Annotated in this window: 18 protein-coding genes and 1 pseudogene; 10 read left to right on the plus strand and 9 right to left on the minus strand. The window is 70.9% G+C overall.

Going from position 1 to position 19,954, the window contains the following annotated elements; genetic code table 11:
• Positions 1-93 precede the first annotated feature (93 nt).
• Together TU30_RS37245 and TU30_RS15380 are read right to left on the minus strand one after the other, a co-directional pair.
• A complete protein-coding gene (locus TU30_RS37245; protein WP_234307872.1) occupies positions 94-1,074 on the minus strand; it encodes a hypothetical protein in 981 nt (326 codons plus the stop codon).
• A gap of 811 nt (positions 1,075-1,885) precedes the next feature.
• A complete protein-coding gene (locus TU30_RS15380) occupies positions 1,886-2,392 on the minus strand; it encodes a CGNR zinc finger domain-containing protein (protein WP_042170018.1) in 507 nt (168 codons plus the stop codon).
• Positions 2,393-2,500: 108 nt separating this feature from the next.
• Between TU30_RS15380 and TU30_RS15385 the strand changes: the two genes are divergently transcribed.
• Positions 2,501-3,376, plus strand: a complete 876-nt coding sequence (locus tag TU30_RS15385; RefSeq protein ID WP_042170021.1) for an alpha/beta fold hydrolase — start codon at positions 2,501-2,503, stop codon at positions 3,374-3,376.
• Between the two features lie 287 nt (positions 3,377-3,663).
• Here TU30_RS15385 and TU30_RS15390 read toward each other — a convergent pair whose 3' ends face one another.
• Together TU30_RS15390 and TU30_RS15395 are read right to left on the minus strand one after the other, a co-directional pair.
• Positions 3,664-4,509: a serine hydrolase gene (locus TU30_RS15390; RefSeq protein WP_042170025.1), complete on the minus strand. Its 846-nt coding sequence runs from the start codon at positions 4,507-4,509 to the stop codon at positions 3,664-3,666.
• A gap of 18 nt (positions 4,510-4,527) precedes the next feature.
• A pseudogene (locus TU30_RS15395) lies at positions 4,528-4,957 on the minus strand (GNAT family N-acetyltransferase).
• 159 nt (positions 4,958-5,116) lie between these two features.
• Here TU30_RS15395 and TU30_RS15400 point away from each other — a divergent pair.
• Positions 5,117-5,593 carry a MerR family transcriptional regulator gene (locus TU30_RS15400; RefSeq protein WP_042170026.1) on the plus strand — a complete coding sequence of 159 codons (477 nt, stop codon included), beginning with the start codon at positions 5,117-5,119 and terminating at the stop codon, positions 5,591-5,593.
• Positions 5,594-5,752: 159 nt separating this feature from the next.
• On the opposite strand, the gene TU30_RS15405 is transcribed toward TU30_RS15400, so the two are convergent.
• From TU30_RS15405 to TU30_RS15415, 3 genes are all read right to left on the minus strand, one after another.
• A complete protein-coding gene (locus tag TU30_RS15405; RefSeq protein ID WP_042170317.1) occupies positions 5,753-6,601 on the minus strand; it encodes a DUF4429 domain-containing protein in 849 nt (282 codons plus the stop codon).
• A gap of 67 nt (positions 6,602-6,668) precedes the next feature.
• Positions 6,669-7,886 (minus strand): alpha/beta hydrolase, encoded by a 1,218-nt coding sequence (locus tag TU30_RS15410; protein ID WP_042170028.1) that lies wholly within the window; start codon positions 7,884-7,886, stop codon positions 6,669-6,671.
• 124 nt (positions 7,887-8,010) lie between these two features.
• Entirely contained in the window at positions 8,011-8,685 is a 675-nt protein-coding gene (locus TU30_RS15415; RefSeq protein WP_042170029.1) for a TetR family transcriptional regulator, read from the minus strand.
• A gap of 181 nt (positions 8,686-8,866) precedes the next feature.
• Between TU30_RS15415 and TU30_RS15420 the strand changes: the two genes are divergently transcribed.
• Positions 8,867-10,489, plus strand: coding sequence for an MFS transporter (locus TU30_RS15420; protein ID WP_042170032.1), 1,623 nt, complete (start codon positions 8,867-8,869; stop codon positions 10,487-10,489).
• Positions 10,490-10,745: 256 nt separating this feature from the next.
• On the plus strand, positions 10,746-11,042 hold the full coding sequence (locus TU30_RS15425) for a small hydrophobic protein (RefSeq protein WP_042170036.1): 297 nt from the start codon (positions 10,746-10,748) through the stop codon (positions 11,040-11,042).
• A gap of 108 nt (positions 11,043-11,150) precedes the next feature.
• On the opposite strand, the gene aceE is transcribed toward TU30_RS15425, so the two are convergent.
• Entirely contained in the window at positions 11,151-13,898 is a 2,748-nt protein-coding gene (gene aceE / locus TU30_RS15430; protein ID WP_042170039.1) for a pyruvate dehydrogenase (acetyl-transferring), homodimeric type, read from the minus strand.
• A 409-nt stretch (positions 13,899-14,307) separates the two neighbouring features.
• Here aceE and TU30_RS15435 point away from each other — a divergent pair, with 409 nt between their 5' ends.
• The 6 genes from TU30_RS15435 (at position 14,308) to TU30_RS15460 (ending at position 18,942) form a co-directional block, all read left to right on the plus strand.
• Positions 14,308-14,745, plus strand: a complete 438-nt coding sequence (locus tag TU30_RS15435; protein WP_042170042.1) for a DUF3052 domain-containing protein — start codon at positions 14,308-14,310, stop codon at positions 14,743-14,745.
• A 172-nt stretch (positions 14,746-14,917) separates the two neighbouring features.
• Positions 14,918-15,391 (plus strand): peroxiredoxin, encoded by a 474-nt coding sequence (locus tag TU30_RS15440; RefSeq protein ID WP_042170044.1) that lies wholly within the window; start codon positions 14,918-14,920, stop codon positions 15,389-15,391.
• Positions 15,392-15,523: 132 nt separating this feature from the next.
• Entirely contained in the window at positions 15,524-16,099 is a 576-nt protein-coding gene (locus TU30_RS15445) for a TerD family protein (protein WP_042170048.1), read from the plus strand.
• Between the two features lie 138 nt (positions 16,100-16,237).
• Positions 16,238-16,813 carry a TerD family protein gene (locus tag TU30_RS15450; RefSeq protein WP_042170051.1) on the plus strand — a complete coding sequence of 192 codons (576 nt, stop codon included), beginning with the start codon at positions 16,238-16,240 and terminating at the stop codon, positions 16,811-16,813.
• Between the two features lie 74 nt (positions 16,814-16,887).
• Positions 16,888-18,027 (plus strand): DUF475 domain-containing protein, encoded by a 1,140-nt coding sequence (locus TU30_RS15455; protein ID WP_042170054.1) that lies wholly within the window; start codon positions 16,888-16,890, stop codon positions 18,025-18,027.
• Positions 18,028-18,204: 177 nt separating this feature from the next.
• Positions 18,205-18,942: a Tellurium resistance gene (locus TU30_RS15460; protein ID WP_042170058.1), complete on the plus strand. Its 738-nt coding sequence runs from the start codon at positions 18,205-18,207 to the stop codon at positions 18,940-18,942.
• Between the two features lie 27 nt (positions 18,943-18,969).
• Here the strand turns inward: TU30_RS15460 and TU30_RS15465 are convergent, their stop codons facing one another.
• Entirely contained in the window at positions 18,970-19,887 is a 918-nt protein-coding gene (locus TU30_RS15465) for a TerD family protein (protein WP_042170061.1), read from the minus strand.
• Positions 19,888-19,954: the final 67 nt, after the last annotated feature.

Consider the following 19,954-nt stretch of genomic DNA (forward strand, 5'->3'; position numbering starts at 1 on the left):
ATGGTCGTCGCCGGCCTGCTCGGCATCCACCCCGATCCGGCCGAACGCGGGGCCACCCTCGTCGGCGGGGACCGGTCCGCATGCTGGGCGGTGCTACGGGCCGCACCGCGGGGCCGGCCGGGCAGGGCGCATGGCTTCTCCGTCCGGCCGCAGGTCGGCGTGGCGGAGTCCGGCGAGTGCCACGGCCAGGGCGCGCCGCCACCGGTGGGGGTCGTGTTGCCGTGAGGCGTCCATCACGGCGCCCACCATGAGGTGGACGGTCTCGAGGTCGTCGGGGGTCGCTCCGGGCGGCAACCGGCCGGCGCGGACCGCGCGTTCGACGAGCTGTGCGACCAGTTCCGCGATGCGGGCGCAGCCCTGCGCCAGGTGGGCGGTCCCCTGCTGTCCGCCGCGCAGCAGTTCACCCAGGGCGCGGTTGTCGGCTTCGAGTTCGAACTGCCGCTCCATGAACCAGGTGAGGCCGCTCCGGGGGTCGTCGTTCCGGCATGCCTGCTGGGCGAGGGCGACCACGGCGTCGACGTGTTCGGCGAACAGGGCGTCCACGAGGTCCTGGCGGTCGGGGAAGCGGCGGTACCGGGTGCCCATGCAGGTCTGCTCGGTGGTGAGGCCGGTGACCGCGGGGACGGTCTTGAGACTGCTTTTTCCGGTCTTGCGGTCCACGCGGCGGCGGACGGTCTGGACGGCCCGGCGGGCTCCGGGGAAGAGCAGGTTGCTCACCGTGCAGACCTTCAGCCGGCGGATCTCCTGGCGGCCGTGACCGGTCGCACGGGTCCTGTCCTGCAGTGGAATCTGCTTCCAGGGAAGGGACTTGAGCTGCTTGCGGAGCTTCTTCGTGTTGCGCTTGGCGAGCACGACGGAGTGGGCCTGGCGGTCGAGCAGGTGGACGGCGTGGTCGTGCCGGGTGTGCATCGCGTCGCCGGTGACGCCCGTGCCGGCCAGGTCCTCGAGGGTGTCGGGCAACGGCTGGAAGCGGGTGGTCCCGTTGGCCTTCTCACCGGCGTCCATCTGAGCGGGGACCAGTGCGCTCGCGTGGTCGCAGGCGGTCAGGAGGTGGATCTTTCGTCCCCTTCGCACGGGCAGCACCCCGCAGCGGCTTCCCGTCGACCGCCGGTCCGCGTAGTCCTTCGTTTCCGGTCCGCCGGTCTGCGAGCCGGGCTCCGACCGCGCGGTCCGGGGCGTCCGCGTCGATTCCGGCCGGCAGTCGCCGGATCGTGGATCCCGCGGGCCGGGACCGTTTCGGCCACAGCGGGTCGATGACCGTGCCGAGCCGCCTCAGCAGGGCCGGCGGTGCGCCGGCCACCCATCCACCCACCGCGAGCAGGTATCGCGCTCCGGCGAGGACCGCGCAGGCCGTCAGTGCCAGGAGCGTCACGAGTGGATGCCCCCCGTGGATCACGCGGGTCCGGGACCTGCGCGAGACGTTCCAGCAGATCCAAGAGCTCGCTCCCGGACACTGCCGGATGCGGTCCGAGCCGGTCGAAGGCAGGGGAGATCAGAGACGATGCGTCGGCAGGCGCGGGCAGCCCGAGGGCACAGAGCGTAGAGAGCCATACCCGGAGCCCCCGGGCCCACCAATCTTGCGAATGACCAGCGGAAACCCACGCCTGAAAGGTAGGACTCCATGATCACGGACGTACGTGCCTGCTCTGCGTCGGACCCTGCCCGACATGACGAGACGTCAGCAACCGGACATCGGCCGACTACGCCGAAGCCTTGGGTGTTCCGCAGGCCGGAGTCGGTCTCCACGGCGTTCCTCCGTGAGGCGTGTGATCGGTTCTGCCGCGTCGACCCGACGCATCTCCTGGGCGTCTCGTGCCGGGGCCCCACCGCGCCCCGGCACCGGTCGGGCCGGGGCGCGGTGGGGCCCCGTCGACTCGCCGGTGCCCTATCCGGGGTGTGGGGTCTCGCGCGTCCGGGCCTGGTGCCGACGGGCTTTGAGCCGGTTCCCGCAGGTCTTCATCGAGCACCACCGTGCGGTGTTGGCGCGGCTGCGGTCCAGGAGGAAGAGGCGGCATTCGGGGTTCCCGCACGGCCGCAGGCGGCCGGGCATGCGCTCCTTGACGTCCGCCCAGGCGAGTACGAGTTCCACGGCGAGCCTGCGTTCCGGCGGTACCTCCAGGTGCCACTCGATGCCCGACGTGCCGGGCTGCGGGACTTTGTGAACGCCTGCGAGGACCCGGCGCAGCCGGGGCTCCGCCGGAGTGTCCGACTCCACCGCCTGGAGCGCGTCCCGGGCGGTGCGCAGCCACCGGCGCTCCTCGTCGCCGCCGAGGCCCCCGTGCTCCCGCGCCCACCTGTCCACCTCGTGGTCGTCGCGCCACAGGTCCTGGCGTCGGCCGTCCGTGACCGGGGTGCTGTTCAGCGCCTGCATCAGGGCTTGGTCGTCCAGCACGGACCTCACCTTCCCAGCTAACTCCGTCAAGTCGTTTGACAGGTTACTCCAGGGGCGGTCTACTGGGCGCCGAAGAGTAACCGTCAAGATGAGTCAAAGGGGTTAGTCATGGTTGAGGTCCGCCACCAGTACGCGACAGTGCGGGGGCATCGCGTCTTCTACCGCGAGGCAGGCCCCCGCGAGGCACCCACGCTGGTACTCCTGCACGGATTCCCCTCCAGTTCACGCATGTTCCGCCATCTCATTCCGGCGCTGGCCGACCGGTTCCACGTCGTCGCCCCCGACCACCTCGGCTTCGGCACCTCCGACGCCCCGGCCGTGGACGAGTTCACCTACACCTTCGACTCCCTGACCGACATCACCGAAGCCCTTCTGGCCCAGCTCGGCGTGACCCGCTACGCCGTGTACGTCCAGGACTACGGCGCCCCCGTCGGCTGGCGGCTGGCCCTGCGCGCCCCGGACGCGATCACCGCGGTGATCACGCAGAGCGGCAACGCCTACGAGGACGGCTTCGTACCGGATTTCTGGAAGCCCGTATGGGCCTACGCGGAGGATCCGGGCCCCCGGACCGAACCCGCCGTCCGCGCCGCCCTCTCGCTCGACGCCATCCGCTGGCAGTACCTGCACGGAGTGGACCGACCCGAGCTGGTCGACCCGGACGCCTGGGTCGCCGACCACCGCGAGGTCAACCGGCCGGGCAACGACCTCGTGCAGCTCGCCCTGTTCCGCGACTACGCCGGCAACCCGCCCCTCTACCCCCAGGTGCACGCCTACTTCCGGGAACGCCGGGTTCCTCTCCTCGCGGTCTGGGGCGCGAACGACGAGATCTTCGGCCCGGACGGAGCACGCGCCTTCACCAGGGACCTGCCGGACGCGGAGATCCACCTGGTTCCCGGGGGTGGACACTTCCTGCTCGAAAGCCACCTGGACACCGTGGCCGGGTACATGCGCGGGTTCCTGACCGCCACCGCGTCACCGGCGTGAAGCCCACGAAGAGTTCCCGGGGCGGGTGAACGGCCTCTTCGGGACAGGTCGGGGTCGTCCGGCTCCGTGCCTCGGTCGGCACCACCCCGGTGAACGGCCGGGCCGCCGAGGGGCGTGCAGTACGGCGAAGGTTCTGGTTTCGCACGGGGTGCTGCGCGAAACTCAAACAAACCCTGGGTCGTACGGCCGGCCAGAGGGCGACGCCATGGCCGGAGACCGTGTCGTCGGCCGCTCTGCCCTCTGGCGGACCACACGGGCACACCGGCGGGCGCCGCCGCTGCCGGCGGTCAGGTGGCCGCGCCGGTGCTTCCGCGGAGTTCCGCCAGCACCGCGTCCGTGAAGGGCGGCCAGGCCTCGACCGCCCAGGGGCCGAAGGCGCGGTCGGCCAGGGCCACGCAGGCGACGTCCGCCGCCGGGTCGATCCACAGGAACGTGCCCGACTGGCCGAAGTGGCCGAACGTGCGGGGCGAGGAGGAACCGCCCGTCCAGTGCGGGGACTTGGCGTCGCGGATCTCGAAGCCCAGGCCCCAGTCGTTGGGGTTCTGGTGGCCGTAGCCCGGCAGGACGCCCTTCGTGCCCGGGTACTGGACCGTCATCGCCTCGGCGACGGTACGGACGTCCAGCAGGCGCGGGGCCTGCACCTCGGCGGCGAAGCGCAGCAGGTCGTCGAGCGTGGACGTGGCGTCCTTCGCGGGGGAGCCGGCGCCCTCCAGGGAGGTCGACGTCATCCCCAGCGGCTCCAGCACCGCCTGCCGCAGGTACTCGGCGAACGGGATCTCCGTCGCCTTCGCGATGTGGTCCCCGAGCTGCTCGAACCCGGCGTTGGAGTACAGGCGGCGCTCACCGGGGGCGGACGTCACCCGGTGCTCGTCGAAGGCGAGGCCGGAGGTGTGGGCGAGGAGGTGGCGGACCGTGGAGCCCTCGGGGCCCGCCGGTTCGTCCAGCTCGATCGCGCCCTCCTCGTACGCCACGAGCGCCGCGTACGCCGCGAGCGGCTTGGTGACCGAGGCCAGCGGGAAGCGGTGGCCGGTGGGGCCGTGGGTGCCCAGGACGGTGCCGTCCGCCCGGACGACGCCCGCCGCCGCGGTGGGAACCGGCCAGTTCTCGATCAGCGCGAGGCTCTTGAACGACATGCCGTCGAGCCTAAGCGCTCACAGGGTCGGCTCCGGCAAGGGGTCCGGCTTCCGCGTGAAGCCCATCGAGGCGTACAGCGGCTCGGCCTGCGCGGACGCCGTGAGGCGGACGCGGCGGGCGCCCCGCTCACGGAACCGGTCCAGCAGTTCCTCCACGCAGGCGCGCGTGGCCCCGGCGGCGGGCGTCCGGGTCGGTGGCGACGCTGAAGGCGTAGCCGTCGGTGCCGTGCGGGCTGGGCGCGCCGCCGATGCGGTACTCGATCGTGCCGGCCACCAGCGCCGCCGGCCCGCCCCGCTCCGTGACTCCGCCCCTCGCCGGCAGGCCCGGCCGGTCCACCACGAACGCCGCGAACGGGCCGTCCGGCTCCGCCGGCTTCGCGCGCAGTACCGGCAGCGCGTCGGCGTGCCGGTCCGTGGCGGGGGCGGAGCGGGCCATCGAGCCGGTCATCACCTGGCGCAGGCGCAGTACTTCCTCCGCGTCCCCGGGCACCGCACGGCGTACGAGTGTCCTGGCCGGCACGGTAATCGGCCAGGACGTCCGCACCCGCTCCGTTTTCCCGCCGGTCGTGCTTGCCTGGAGTGCACTCCAGGGATTTAGCGTGGGTGCATGACGGTGACGGAGACCACGGGTGAGAGCACGGGTGCCACGACCGACACCTGTGCAGGTCCGCCGCAGGGCGACCGGCGGCCGGACGGCGCGGACAGGTACACGATCAGCGAGGTGGCCGCCCTCACCGGGCTCAGCGCCCACACCCTGCGCTGGTACGAGCGCATCGGGCTGATGCCGCACATCGACCGCTCGCACACCGGGCAGCGCCGCTACAGCAACCGCGACCTCGACTGGCTCGCCCTCGTCGGCAAGCTCCGGCTCACCGGGATGCCGGTCGCGGACATGGTCCGGTACGCGGAGATGGTGCGGGAGGGCGACCACACCTACGCCGACCGCCTCGACCTCCTCAAGGCGACCCGCGAGGACGTGGTGGCCCGGATCGCGGAGCTGCAGGGCACCCTCGCCGTGCTCGACCGGAAGATCAGCTTCTACGCGGACGCCGGGCGCGCCCTGGCCTCGGAGAGGTCCCGCTGAGCGACGGCGGTCCCGAGGGGCAGGCCGGTGAGCACGGTCGGCCCCTCTGCTCGGCCGGCGCTCATCCGTGAAGGCCCTGAGCACCGCGCCGCACCGTGCTCACGGTCCCGCCGACGACGTGCCCGCCGTGGACCCGGTGGGCCGCCCCGGTCAGGGCGCCTACAGCTCCGCCAGCAACTCCGCCTTCTTGGAAGAGAACTCCTCGTCCGTCACCAGTCCCGCCTGGTGCAGGTCCCCGAGGTGGCGTATGCGGTCGGCGATGTCCGCGGGGTCGCGGCGCACGGCGGCCGCGGCGACCGCGGGCACCGGCGCGGCCGTCCGCGCCGCCGCCAGGACGGCCGCCGCGAACGGCAACGACTCGTGCACCGGGCCGTAGCCCAGCCCGAACACCACGGCCGCCGGGTCCTGGTCGGCGTGCGGCGGCCGGTCCGGCTCGTCGCGGCGCAGCAGGCGCAGATGTCCCTCGAAGACCTCCGGCGACCGCCACTCCACGCCGCTCAACTCGCCCACGGGGAAGCGCTGGTCGCCCGCCTTCCACTTCGCCGACGAGGCGCCCGTCCAGGACCAGCGGAAGGAGACCGCCTTCCCGTCGAAGGAGGCCCGTCCGTCGTACGCCTTGAAGCGCAGCGGCCCCTCGGGGGCGGGCACCAGATGGCGCTCGGCGGGGCCCGACTCGGTGATCAGGGCGAGGAGTTCGTCGGCGTAGTACTCGGCGAGCGTCTCGCGTTCGGCGGGCAGCACGAGCCGGTAGGGGTCGCAGCCGTCCTTCAGCTGCCCGGCCGCTGCCTCCATCAACGGATCGGCGCCGGGCCGCGGCTCGATGCGCAGCACGACGGTGTCGCGCCTGCCGGGGGTCAGCGTCACTCCGGCGACGGCCTCCAGGGGGATGCGGCGTTCCCCGAGGGCCTGAAACAGCTTGGGTGTCCGAATCCCCCTTTCGTACCGGATGAGCACGGAGTCGGACTCGAACTCCCAGGCAGCGTGAAATCCGGCCAGTACGTCACCCATGCGGTTCATCGTATGCGGCACGAGCTTTTTCGTCCCCTCCCCGTGCATACCGCAGTTCCTCCGTTCTCTACGCGCGTCCCGAGACGGCGGCGTCGGACAAACCCGCCCGGCACACGCCGCTCCCGTGTGCGCAGTCCACCGCGCGGTATGCGCCAACTCCGATCTCGGCGAAGTTGCGCAGGCTGTCGGTGCCCGGCACGAAGTACCCGCCGTGTCCCCGGGCCTCACGCGCCGACAGCACGCGCGCCCCGAAGCCGGGGGAGACGGGGTCGGCGCCGTGCCCCAGCCCGCCGACCTCCAGGTAGGGCACGTCCTGGATCCAGTCGTCGGCGTCCCGCATCGCCCACACCCGTGCGCGGGTGCGCAGTTCGGAGACGGTCCCGGCCCGCATGCCGGGACTGCCGGCCACCGCTATGTCGGTCACCCGGCCGGGCAGCGTGGGCGCGGCGAGCCCGCACAGCACGGAGCCGTAGCTGTGGCAGAACAGGGAGACGCGGGACTCGCCGGGCAGGGCGCGCAGCAGCGAGTCGAGGCGTACCGCGCCGTCCTCGGCGCGCATCGCCGTCGCCGCCTCCATGCCCATCCCGCTGGGCGCGGTGTAGTCGGCCCAGGCGATCACGGCGGTACGGGTCGAGGGGGCCGCCGCGTGCTCGGCCGCGTACAGCGACTCGGCCATACCGACGGGCGCCGACCAGCGGCGGTAGGTGCGCTGGAAGGTCAGCAGATCGGTGTCGACGCCGGGGACGACGACCGAGACCCGCTCCGCCTCGCGCAGGTCGCCGAGGACCTCGGCGACCCGGCCGGACCCCGAGGGGTCGAAGGCGAGGATCTGGCGGCCGGGGCTCAGCAGCGCCCCGAAGCGGTTCATCCGGCGGCCCGCCTGATGCTGTCCGGCGGGAGTGAGCCGCTCGTCGCGCATCCGTTGCCGCTCGACCTCGCGGGCCTCCCCCAGCGCGAGGCGGTTGGCGCGGTAGCGCAACTCGACCGGGGCGCCGTTCATGTTGCCGACCGCGAGCGGGAAGCGGTGGGCGAGGTTCACCCGCTGCACCTCGGTGAGGGAGGCGAAGAAGCGGGCCAGCGCGGCGGGCGCGGACTCGGGGTCCGGCAGCCGGTGGCCTCCGATGCGGCCGTGCTCCCAGGCGCTGAGCGAGGCCGGGAGCGGGGCCGTGTCCTGCTGCCGGCGCAGCGCCGTCCAGCCGGTGGTCGCCAGCATCACGAAGACGACGGCGAGCGCGAGGAGCGCGCGCCACACGTTCGGTTGCGGGGAGGCGTCGAAGGAAGTCACTGAAAGGACACACTAGGAGAACGAGAGGGTCTCGCGTCAATCGAGTGACGGGTGTCACGTTTCGATGCGTCGCCGGGGGGCATTGCTCAACCGGCAACGGATCAGGTGCCCCTCGGGAGACGGTTCAGGTGCCGCCCCAGGATCCCGCCAGGGCGGGCCCCAGCTGGTCCAGGTGGGTCGTCGTCAGCTCGCGCAGGGCGGTGAGGCCGGTGTCGTCCCCGGCGGACCAGGACCGCTCCGCCACCCGGATCACGCTGCAGACGGCGGCCACCAGCACGCGCGGCCGGGGGTCGGTGTCCAGGTCGACGCCCTCGCGGTCGGCGATCACGCGGGCCAGCTGCTCCTCCAGTTCGCTCGAACGCCGCAGATGGGCGGCGAGCAGCGCGGGCGTCGACTCGATCACCCGGTACACCCGCAGATGCAGTTCCAGGGGCACGACCTGCTCGACGGCCTGGTTGACGCCGTCCCAGCTCTCCCGCAGGGCGCCGCGCAGCGCGTCCAGCGGCGGCTCGCCGGGCGGGCGCCCCTGCACGGCGTCGACGAGGAGGGACTCCGCGAGGTGCGGGACGTGGAACGCGACCTCCTCCTTGCTGGCGAAGTAGCGGAAGAAGGTGCGCTGCGAGACGTGGACGGCCGCCGTGATGTCGTCGACCGTCGTCCCCTCGTAGCCGCGGGCCGCGAACAGCTCCAGGGAGGCACGGACCAGCGCGTCGCGGGTGAGCCGCTTCTTGCGTTCCCGCAGCCCCGTCGCCGGCACCGGCGACGGCACCGCGCCGGCGACGGCACCGATCGTCTCCATCGTTCCTCCGTGCTTCCCTCCGATCCGTCGCCCGGACCGGCTGCCGAACCGGTTCCCGGTGGGCTCCTCGCGCCCCTTCCGGAACTGTTCGCACAGTTCACGCTATACGGACATGTCGGCTCGGTTGCCGGTCGGTGAATTGGTTTGTCAACTGTCAGTGGCTGTCATTAGCCTCGAAGATATGACTAGTCAGACCACCATCGACGCGACGGGACCCGGGGACGAGACACCCGTGGGCACCCCGCCGGACGCGGCACCCGGCAGAGGGCTGCGCGGCCACCCCTGGCTCACCCTCTTCACCGTCGCTGTCGGCGTCATGATGGTGGCCCTCGACGGCACCATCGTCGCCATCGCCAACCCCGTGATCGCCAGGGACCTGGGAGCCAGTTTCGCCCAGGTCCAGTGGATCACCAACGCGTACTTCCTCGCCCTCGCGGTCTCCCTGATCACCGCCGGCAAGCTCGGTGACCGGTTCGGCCACCGGCAGACCTTCCTCATCGGCGTCGTCGGCTTCGCCGCCGCCTCGGGCGCGATCGGCCTGTCCGACGGCATCACGTCGGTCATCGTCTTCCGCGTCCTGCAGGGCCTCTTCGGCGCGCTGCTGATGCCGGCCGCGCTGGGCCTGCTGCGGGCGACCTTCCCGGCCGAGAAGCTCAACATGGCCATCGGCATCTGGGGCATGGTCATCGGTGCCTCCACCGCCGGCGGCCCGATCCTCGGCGGCGTCCTCGTCGAGCACGTCAGCTGGCAGTCCGTCTTCTGGATCAACGTCCCGGTCGGCGTCGTCGCGCTCGTCCTCGGCGTGCGGATCCTGCTCGACCACCGCGCGGAGAACCGCCCGCACTCCTTCGACATCCCCGGCATCGGCCTGCTGTCCGGCGCGATGTTCTGCCTCGTCTGGGCGCTGATCAAGGCCCCCGAGTGGGGCTGGGGCGACCTCAAGACCTGGGGGTTCATCGCCGTCTCCGTGGTGCTCTTCGCCGTCTTCGCCCTCTGGGAGAAGCGGGTGAAGGAGCCGCTGATCCCGCTGGCGATGTTCCGCTCCGTCCCGCTGTCCGCGGGTGTCGTGCTGATGGTCCTCATGGCCATCGCCTTCATGGGCGGCCTGTTCTTCGTCACCTTCTACCTGCAGAACGTGCACGGCCAGAGCCCGGTCGACGCCGGCCTGCACCTGCTGCCGCTCACCGGCATGATGATCGTCGGCTCCCCGCTGGCCGGCGTGGTCATCACCAAGGCCGGCCCGCGCATCCCGCTGGCCGGCGGCATGGCCTTCACCGCGCTCGCCATGTTCGGCATCTCCACCCTCGAGAAGGACACCGGCAGCGCCGTGATGTCCCTCTGGTTCGCCCTGCTGGGCCTCGGCCTGGCGCCCGTCATGGTCGGCGCCACCGAGGTCATCGTGGGCAACGCGCCGCTGGAGCTCTCCGGTGTCGCCGGCGGTCTCCAGCAGGCCGCCATGCAGGTCGGCGGCAGCCTCGGTACGGCCGTGCTGGGCGCGGTGATGGCCTCCAAGGTCGACAGCGACCTCGCCGGCAACTGGGCGGACGCGGGGCTCCCGCCGCTCACCCCGGAGCAGGCCGCGCAGGCCGCCGAGGCCGTCCAGGTCGGCGTGCCCCCGGTGAGCGAGCAGATGCCCCCGGAGGTGGCCGCGACGGTCACCGAGGTGGCGCACGACACCTTCCTCTCCGGCATGAGCGCGGCTTCCCTGGTCGCCACCGCGGTCGCCGTCGTGGCGGTGGGCGTCGCCCTCCTCACCAAGCGCGGTGAGAACGCGGAGGCCGGCGCGGGCGTCGGCCACATCTGACGGCTCCGGTGACCGGGTTCGCCCGTCAGGGTGAACCGCCGCGGTGATCCCTCCCGTTCGGAGGGTGCCGCAGGTCACAGTGGGTCAAGTCCTCCGCAGGGCCTGGAGGATGCCGGGTGCGGCGCGCTGCTGGAGGGGGGCAGCGCGCCGGCAGCGGCTCGCCCGTTCTCGCTCCGGGGGCATTCACGCCCCGAGTGGGGGTACTCGCGTGTCGAACCCCACTACACCCCAACCGACTACCGGGTTCAGGGAGTTGATGATGGCGAGCTTCGGAGGCAGCACGCGCAGGCACCCCCGCTCACGTGGCCGGACGTGGCCGGATCGCGCGACGCTCGGAATCATCGGAGTCATCTGCGCGGTCGCCGGATTCTTCGTGCTGGGGATCGTCCTCGGCCCGGTGGCGATGGTCTGCGGCTGGCTCGCCATGGGCCGCAGCTGGTCCGGGGCCCGCCCGGTCCAGGCGGTGGTCGCGCTGGTTCTGGGCGCCATCGACACGCTGCTGGCGATCATCTGGCTGGCCTCGGCCACCGGATCGGGCTACGGAATGTTCTGACAACCCGGGTTTTGACCCGGATCCGGACGGAAGTCTCCGCGGCGGAACGGCGGAAGGGCCTCCGGCGAAACGCCGGAGGCCCTTCCGCATGCGCCGGCCGCGGGTGTGTCAGGCGTCGCCGCCCGCCGCACCCGGGTCGGCCGCGGCCACGTCGAGCAGCCGGTAGCGGTCGATGGCCTGCTTCAGCACGGACCGGTCGACGTGTCCCTCCCGGGCCAGCTCCGTCAGCACCCCCACGACGATCGACTGCGCGTCGATGTGGAAGAACCGGCGGGCCGCCCCGCGCGTGTCCGCGAAGCCGAAGCCGTCCGCGCCCAGCGACTGGTACGTCCCCGGCACCCAGCGCGCGATCTGGTCCGGCACCGACCGCATCCAGTCCGACACCGCCAGGACCGGCCCCTGCGCCGAGGCCAGCTTCCGCGTCACGTACGGCACCCGCTGCTCCTCCTCCGGGCCCAGCAGGTTGTGCCGCTCGCACTCCACGGCCTCGCGCCGCAGCTCGTTCCAGGAGGTCGCCGACCAGACGTCGGCCCGTACGTCCCACTCCTCGGCGAGCATCCGCTGTGCCTCCAGAGCCCAGGGCACCGCGACGCCGGAGGCGAGGATCTGCGCCGGCTTCGAGCCCGCCGTGCCCTCACGGAAGCGGTACAGGCCCTTGAGGATGCCGTCCACGTCCACGTCCTCGGGCTCGGCCGGGTGCTGGACGGGCTCGTTGTAGACGGTCAGGTAGTAGAAGACGTCCTCGCCGTGCGGGTGCCGCTCGTCGCCGCCGTACATCCGGCGCAGGCCGTCCTGCACGATGTGCGCGATCTCGAACCCGAAGGCCGGGTCGTAGGCGACGCACGCCGGGTTCGTGGACGCCAGCAGCTGCGACTGGCCGTCCGCGTGCTGCAGCCCCTCACCGGTCAGGGTCGTACGCCCCGCGGTCGCGCCCAGGACGAAGCCGCGCGCCAGCTGGTCCCCCATCTGCCAGAACTGGTCGCCGGTGCGCTGGAAACCGAACATGGAGTAGAAGACGTAGACCGGGATCAGCGGCTCGCCGTGCGTGGCGTACGCCGAGCCGGCCGCGATCAGCGAGGCCGTGCAGCCCGCCTCGGAGATGCCGTCGTGCAGCATCTGCCCGTTCGGCGACTCCTTGTACGCGAGCAGCAGCTCGCGGTCCACGGACTCGTACTGCTGCCCGAGCGGGTTGTAGATCTTCGCGCTCGGGAAGAAGGAGTCCATGCCGAACGTGCGGTACTCGTCCGGCGCGATCAGCACGAACCGCTTGCCGATCTCCTTGTCCCGTATGAGGTCCTTCAGGAGCCGGACGAACGCCATGGTCGTCGCGATGGACTGCTGGCCCGAGCCCTTCTTCACGTTCGCGTACGTCTTGTCCTCGGGTAGCGCGAGCGGCTTCGAACGCACCACACGTGTCGGCACGTACCCGCCGAGCGACGTGCGGCGGTCGTGCATGTACTGGATCTCCTCCGAGTCCCGGCCCGGGTGGTAGTACGGCGGCAGGCCGGACTCCAGGTCCTTGTCGGGGATCGGCAGGTGCAGCCGGTCGCGGAAGCCCTTGAGGTCGTCGACCGTCAGCTTCTTCATCTGGTGCGTGGCGTTGCGGCCCTCGAAGTTCGGGCCGAGCGTCCAGCCCTTGACCGTCTTGGCGAGGATCACCGTCGGCTGGCCCTTGTGGTCCATGGCCGCCTGGTACGCCGCGAAGATCTTCTTGTGGTCGTGGCCGCCGCGCCCCAGGTGCAGCACCTGGTCGTCGGTCATGCCCTCGACCATGGCGCGCAGCCGGTGGTCGTCACCGAAGAAGTGGCCGCGGATGTACGCCCCGGACTCGGTGGCGTACGTCTGGAACTGGCCGTCCGGCGTGGTGTTCATCCGGTTGACCAGCACGCCGTCCCGGTCCTGGGCGAGCAGCGGGTCCCAGGAGCGGTCCCAGACCAGCTTGATCACGTTCCAGCCGGCGCCCCGGAAGACCGATTCCAGCTCCTGGATGATCTTGCCGTTGCCGCGCACCGGCCCGTCGAGGCGCTGCAGGTTGCAGTTGACGACGAAGGTCAGGTTGTCGAGGTTCTCGCGGGCCGCGAGCGTCAGCTGGCCCAGCGACTCCGGTTCGTCCATCTCGCCGTCGCCGAGGAACGCCCACACGTGCGACTTCGAGGTGTCGGCGATGCCGCGCGCCTGCATGTAGCGGTTCATCCGGGCCTGGTAGATCGCGCTGATCGGGCCGAGGCCCATCGACACGGTCGGGAACTCCCAGAAGTCCGGCATCGAACGCGGGTGCGGATACGACGCCAGGCCCTCGGGGGCCTTCGACTTCTCCTGCCGGAACCCGTCCAGCTGCCGTTCGCTCAGCCGGTCCAGCAGGAACGCGCGGGCGTAGATGCCCGGCGAGGCGTGGCCCTGGAAGAAGACCTGGTCGCCGCCGTCCCCCTCGTCCTTGCCGCGGAAGAAGTGGTTGAAGCCCACGTCGTACAGCGACGCCGAGGACGCGAAGGTGGCGATGTGGCCGCCCACGCCGATCCCGGGCCGCTGGGCACGCGAGACCATCACTGCCGCGTTCCAGCGGGTCGCGTTGAGGACCTTGCGTTCGATCTCCTCGTTGCCCGGGAAGAACGGCTCCGCACGGGTGGGGATCGTGTTCACGTAGTCCGTGCTGCGCATCTCGGGCACGGCCACGCGCCGCTCGCGGGCCCGCTCGATCAGGCGCAGCATCAGGTAGCGGGCCCGTTCCCGGCCGCGCTCGTCGACGGCGGCGTCGAGGGAGTCGAGCCACTCCTGGGTTTCCTCGGGGTCGAAGTCAGGCACCTGACTCGGAAGGCCACCAATGATGATCGGGTTGCGATCGGATGCGGAAGCCACGCTGTTCCTTACCTGTCGAAGGGCCGTGAGGAGGCCGCTGCTTCACTGACGTAGCCGGGTCTGCGCGCTCCCCATGGTCCACCCCGGGGCCGCGCGCGTCATCTCTACCGATAGGTAACCGGCACGCGACACCGGTACGGTGGCGTACGGAGCGAATCTCGCGTTCATGCGAGTCTCGTACCCGTATGCAGTTCCCAAACGCCCATTCGGGGCACAAGGGTGTGGTGTGAGTCACTGTGGGCCGGGATGATGTGCCTGGAGTTGCGGTGGCCCGGTCAGGATCGTCACCGTTTAGGCGGTCCGGGCGGCCGGGTACTTGCGCGATCCGCCCTGCCCGTGTGGACTACGGCCAATGCCGCGCGCCCGCGCGTGGCTGAGATATTCCCAAACCATGATCAGGAGGCACCCCGTGAGCGCGACCGCGGACCACGCGGAGGAGCGGACGAACCCTGCCGCCAGGCTGGGGTTCCAGCCCGGGCAGGTGGTCCAGGAGATCGGCTACGACGACGACGTCGACCAGGAGCTCCGCGAGGCCATCGAGGGCGTCATCGAGAGCGACCTTGTCGACGAGGACTACGACGACGTGGCTGACGCCGTTGTGCTGTGGTTCCGCGACGACGACGGCGACCTGACGGATGCGCTGGTGGACGCCGGCACGTACATCGAGGAGGGCGGGGCGATCCTGCTCCTCACGCCGAAGACCGGCCGCTCGGGGTACGTGGAGCCGAGCGACATCTCGGAAGCCGCCACCACGGCCGGCCTGACCGCCGCCAAGAGCGTCAGCGTCGGCAAGGACTGGAGCGGCAGCCGGCTGGCGACGCCGAAGGCGGCCAAGTCGCGGAGGTAGCCGCGTCCCGGAGGTAGCCACGACGGCCCCGCCTCAGCGGGTGGCCGTATCCCGTTTTCCCACCGGACGGGCTGACCGGTTCAGCCCGTCCGGACCCTTGTCGTATCCCCTGCGTAGGGTGTTCCCAGGGAACAGGCCGGGCACAGCACCCCCCGAAGGGACGAACCAGGCGATGGCGATCCAGACGACGGCGCTCCAGGTCGGCGCTCACGCCCCCGACTTCGAGCTCAGGGACAACCACGGCGCGCCCGTGCGGCTGTCCGACCACCGGGGCCGTCGCAACGTGGTGCTCGTCTTCTACCCCTTCGCCTTCACCAGCGTGTGCACCGACGAGCTGCGTGCCCTGCGCGACGGCCCGGACCTCCTCGCCGGCCGCGGCACCCAGTTGCTCGCCGTCTCCACCGACTCCGTCCACACCCTGCGCGTCTTCGCCGAGCAGGAGGGCCTGGAGTACCCCCTGCTGTCGGACTTCTGGCCGCACGGGAACGTCTCGCGCGCCTACGGCGTCTTCGACGAGGGCAAGGGCTGCGCCGTTCGGGGGACCTTCGTCATCGACCGCGAGGGTCTCGTGCGGTGGACGGTGGTCAACGCGCTGCCCGACGCACGGGACCTGAACGACTACGTCGAGGCGGTCGCCGCGCTGTGAGCACACCCGGCGGCGGCGATTCCCCGGCGCCTGGGTCTGCGCCGGCCGGGAACCCGTTACTAGGATCGACTCGTTGATCCGACATCCAACGCACGACGGGGCTTCCCGCCCCCGGACATCAATGGAGGACCCGTGGGAGTCAGCCTCAGCAAGGGCGGCAACGTATCGCTGACCAAGGAGGCGCCGGGCCTGACCGCGGTCATCGTCGGACTGGGGTGGGACGTACGCACCACGACCGGCACCGACTTCGACCTGGACGCCAGCGCGCTGCTGGTGAACAACACGGGCAAGGTCACCAACGACGCCAACTTCGTCTTCTTCAACAACCTCAAGAGCCCCGACGGCTCGGTGGAGCACACCGGCGACAACCTCACCGGTGAGGGCGAGGGCGACGACGAGCAGATCAAGGTCAACCTCGCGGGCGTCCCCGCGGAGATCGAGAAGATCGTCTTCCCGGTGTCCATCTACGACGCCGAGAACCGCCAGCAGTCCTTCGGCCAGGTGCGCAACGCGTTCATCCGCGTCGTCAACCAGGCCGGAGGTGCCGAGATCGCCCGCTACGACCTGTCGGAGGACGCCTCCACCGAGACCGCCATGGTCTTCGGCGAGCTGTACCGGCACGGCGCCGAGTGGAAGTTCCGCGCCATCGGCCAGGGCTACGCCTCCGGTCTGCGCGGCATCGCGCAGGACTTCGGCGTGAACGTCTGAGCCGCCCGCGTCCCGGGCGCCGCAGCCCGGGTCCGGCCGTCCCGCACGGCTGTTCCGTCCGGCGCCGCACGGTTTACGTGCGGCGCCGGACGCGCAGGAGACCACCTGAGAAACATCACCCGGGGAGGGACCAGCAACATGGGCGTCACGCTCGCCAAGGGAGGCAATGTCTCCCTGTCCAAGGCCGTACCGAACCTCACGCAGGTGATGATCGGGCTCGGCTGGGACGCACGCTCCACCACGGGAGCCCCCTTCGACCTCGACGCCAGCGCACTGGTGTGCAGCGACGGCCGGGTCATGGGGGACGAGTGGTTCATCTTCTACAACCAGCTCACGAGCCCGGACGGCTCGGTGGAGCACACCGGTGACAACCTCACCGGCGAGGGCGAGGGCGACGACGAGTCCCTGCTGGTCGACCTCTCCAAGGTGCCGGTCCGCTGCGACAAGATCGTTTTTCCGGTCTCCATCCACCTGGCCGACGACCGCGGCCAGGCTTTCGGCCAGGTCAGCAATGCCTTCATCCGAGTGGTGAATCAGGCGGACGGTCAGGAACTCGCCCGCTACGACCTGTCGGAGGACGCCTCCACGGAAACCGCGATGATCTTCGGTGAGCTCTACCGCTATCAGGGCGAGTGGAAGTTCAGAGCGGTGGGGCAGGGGTATGCGTCGGGGCTCCGGGGCATCGCCCTAGACTTCGGAGTCAATGTTTCGTAAAGCCGACTACGGCGACGGGGAGAGTCTCCTCCGGAAATCCACCGGGGAGCCCCCCACACATGATGGGGTAGCCAGTGGTTCTGAAAACCTTCGGCTGGTCGTTCGCGGTCACCGCGCTCGGCCTGGTCGCAGCGATCCTCTTCGGGGGGTGGACCGCCTTCGGCATCGTGGCGATCCTCTCGATCCTCGAGATCTCGCTGTCCTTCGACAACGCGGTGGTCAACGCCGGAATCCTGAAGAAGATGAATGCCTTCTGGCAGAAGATCTTCCTCACCATCGGCATTCTGATCGCCGTCTTCGGCATGCGGCTGGTCTTCCCCGTCGTGATCGTCGCCGTGAGTGCCTCGCTCGGTCCGATCGAGGCGGTCGATCTCGCCCTCAGTGACAAGGACCGCTACCAGGAACTGGTCACCGACGCGCACCCGTCGATCGCGGCCTTCGGTGGCATGTTCCTGCTGATGATCTTCCTGGACTTCGTCTTCGAGGACCGGGACATCAAGTGGCTGACCTGGATCGAGCGTCCGCTGGCCAAGCTCGGCAAGGTCGACATGCTGTCGGTCTGCATCGCGCTGATCGTCCTGCTGACCGCCTCCCTGACGGTCGGGGCCAACGCCCACCAGCACGGCGGCACCCATGTCGACAAGGCGGAAACGGTCCTCCTCGCCGGTATCGGCGGTCTGATCACCTACATGATCGTGGGCGGTCTCTCCGGCTTCTTCGAGAACCGGCTCGAGGAGCAGGAGGAACGCGAGCACGAGGCCGAGGAGAAGGCCGAGCGGGCCGGCAGGCCCAAGACGGCCCTCGCCATCGGCGGCCAGGCCGCGTTCTTCATGTTCCTCTACCTCGAGGTCCTGGACGCCTCCTTCTCCTTCGACGGTGTGATCGGCGCCTTCGCCATCACCAACGACATCGTGCTGATGGCCCTGGGCCTCGGTATCGGAGCGATGTACGTCCGTTCGCTGACGGTCTACCTGGTGCGCCAGGGCACCCTCGACGAGTACGTCTACCTGGAGCACGGCGCGCACTACGCGATCGGCGCCCTCGCCGCGCTCCTGCTCATCACGATCCAGTACGAGATCAACGAGATCATCACCGGTCTCATCGGTGTCGTCCTGATCGGCCTGTCCTTCTGGTCCTCCGTGCGCCGCAACAGGGCCCACGCGGCGGCCGAGGGCGGCGCCGGCGAGAAGACCGAGGTCTCCTCCGGGGTGTGACAGCCCCCCGGGTGAGGAACGCTCTGTTCGGGGCGGCCGTCGAGGACCAGTCCTCGACGGCCGCCCCGACGGCCGTCCAAAGCCCGCCCGGGCGCCGACGGCCGACGCGTGGGCGGGACAGCAGGACCGGCGGGACAGCAGGACCAGCGGGGTTCGACGAGTGGACTTGGGGCGGGAATGGGCTTCCTGGACGGACTGCGGCGCGGAAACGACAGTGCCTTCGACTCGGGCAGCGCGGCCACCAACGCCATCGAGCTGACAAAGCGGTATGCGCAGGTGTCCCTGACCAAACAGGGCGCGGCCACCGGCAATCTCCGGATCAACCTGAGCTGGCGGATGCGCACCTCCGACCTGGGCGGCTCCCGGCGGGAGAGCCTGCTGCGCCACCCCTTCAAGGCACTCAAGCCCCCGGAGGTCATCGCCCACAGCCAGAGCATGGTCAACGTCGACCTGGACCTCGGCTGCCTGTACGAGCTCCAGGACGGCACCAAGGGCGTGGTCCAGCCGCTCGGCGGCCTCCTCGGAGACGTCAACGGGCCGCCGTACGTCAAGCTCAGCGGCGACGACCGGTTCGGCTCGGGTTCCGGGGAGACGATCTACGTCAACCTGGACCACCGCGAGAAGATCAGACGCCTGCTGGTCTTCGTGTACATCTACGACCAGACGCCCGCCTTCGACCGGACCCAGGCCATGGTCACGCTCTACCCCGGCAACGGCCCGCGGATCGAGATAAGCCTGGACGAACGTCATCCGCAGGCCCGCTCCTGCGCGGTGGTGATGATCGAGAACGTCAAGGACGAGCTCATCGTCCGCCGCGAGGTGAAGTTCGTCTACGGCTTCCAGGGAGAACTGGACCGTCTCTACGGCTGGGGCCTGCAGTGGGGGCGCGGCTTCAAGTCGAAGACGGGCCGGTAGCCGGCCGGCGGACGGGTCCGGACGGGCCTACCGTCCGATGAACTGCGGCCCCTGCGGGGGCAGGCGGAAGTCGGGGTCGGGGGTGTGAGGAGCCGGGGGCGGGTAGCCGTAGCCGGACGGGGCCGCCGCGGTGGCGGGCGCGGGGGAGGTCTGGGGGTAGCCGTAGGCGGGCCGGCCGGCCGGCTGGGGGTAGCCGTAGGCCGGCTGGGTGGCCGGCGGCTGCTGCGGCGGGTAGCCGTACGCGGGCTGTGCCGGAACGCCGGGCGGCTGCTCGGGCGGCAGCGGGCCGGACCGGTCGGCCGCGGCGGGGGCGTGCACCTGCTGGGTCGGGGCCTCGGGGGCAACCGCGGGCGCGGGCGCGGGCGTGGCGGGTCCGGCGGCCGGCGGCTCCTGCGCGGCCTCCGACTCGTCCACCGAGATCCCGAAGTCCGTCGCCAGGCCCTCCAGCCCGTTCGAATAGCCCTCGCCGAGCGCCCGGAACTTCCAGCCGTCCCCGCGCCGGTACAGCTCACCGCAGATCAGCGCGGTCTCCTGGCCCGTCTCCGGTGTGACGTCGAAGTGCGCCAGCGCCTCCGCGTCCGGGGCCTGCGCGTCGTACAGCAGGATGCGCAGCGTGTCCACGGTGTCGAAGGTGACACCGTCCGCCGACGCCACCAGCAGGATCCGTCCGACGCCCTCCTCGACCCCGCCGAGTTCCGTCTGGATCGTGTCGGTCAGGGTCTCGGCGACGCGCTTCTTGCCGAGCCGCCACACCGTGCCGGACGGGTGCCGGGGCTGGTTGTAGAAGACGAAGTCCTCGTCCGAGCGCACCCGGCCGTCGAGCCCAAGGAGCAGAGCGGACGCGTCCACGTCGGGAACACCCTGGCCGGGCGACCACCGCAGGACGGCGCGTACCGTGGTGGCTCGGAGCGGGACGTTCGATCCCTTCAGCATGGCGTGCGTCATGCGGTCATCCTGCCCTCTCCGTCCTGGTCACGACAATGCGGGGTGCGCACGCGCGCCGCCGCCGCCC

It is taken from the genome of Streptomyces sp. NBRC 110035, from assembly GCF_000829695.1.
Taxonomy (GTDB): domain Bacteria; phylum Actinomycetota; class Actinomycetes; order Streptomycetales; family Streptomycetaceae; genus Streptomyces.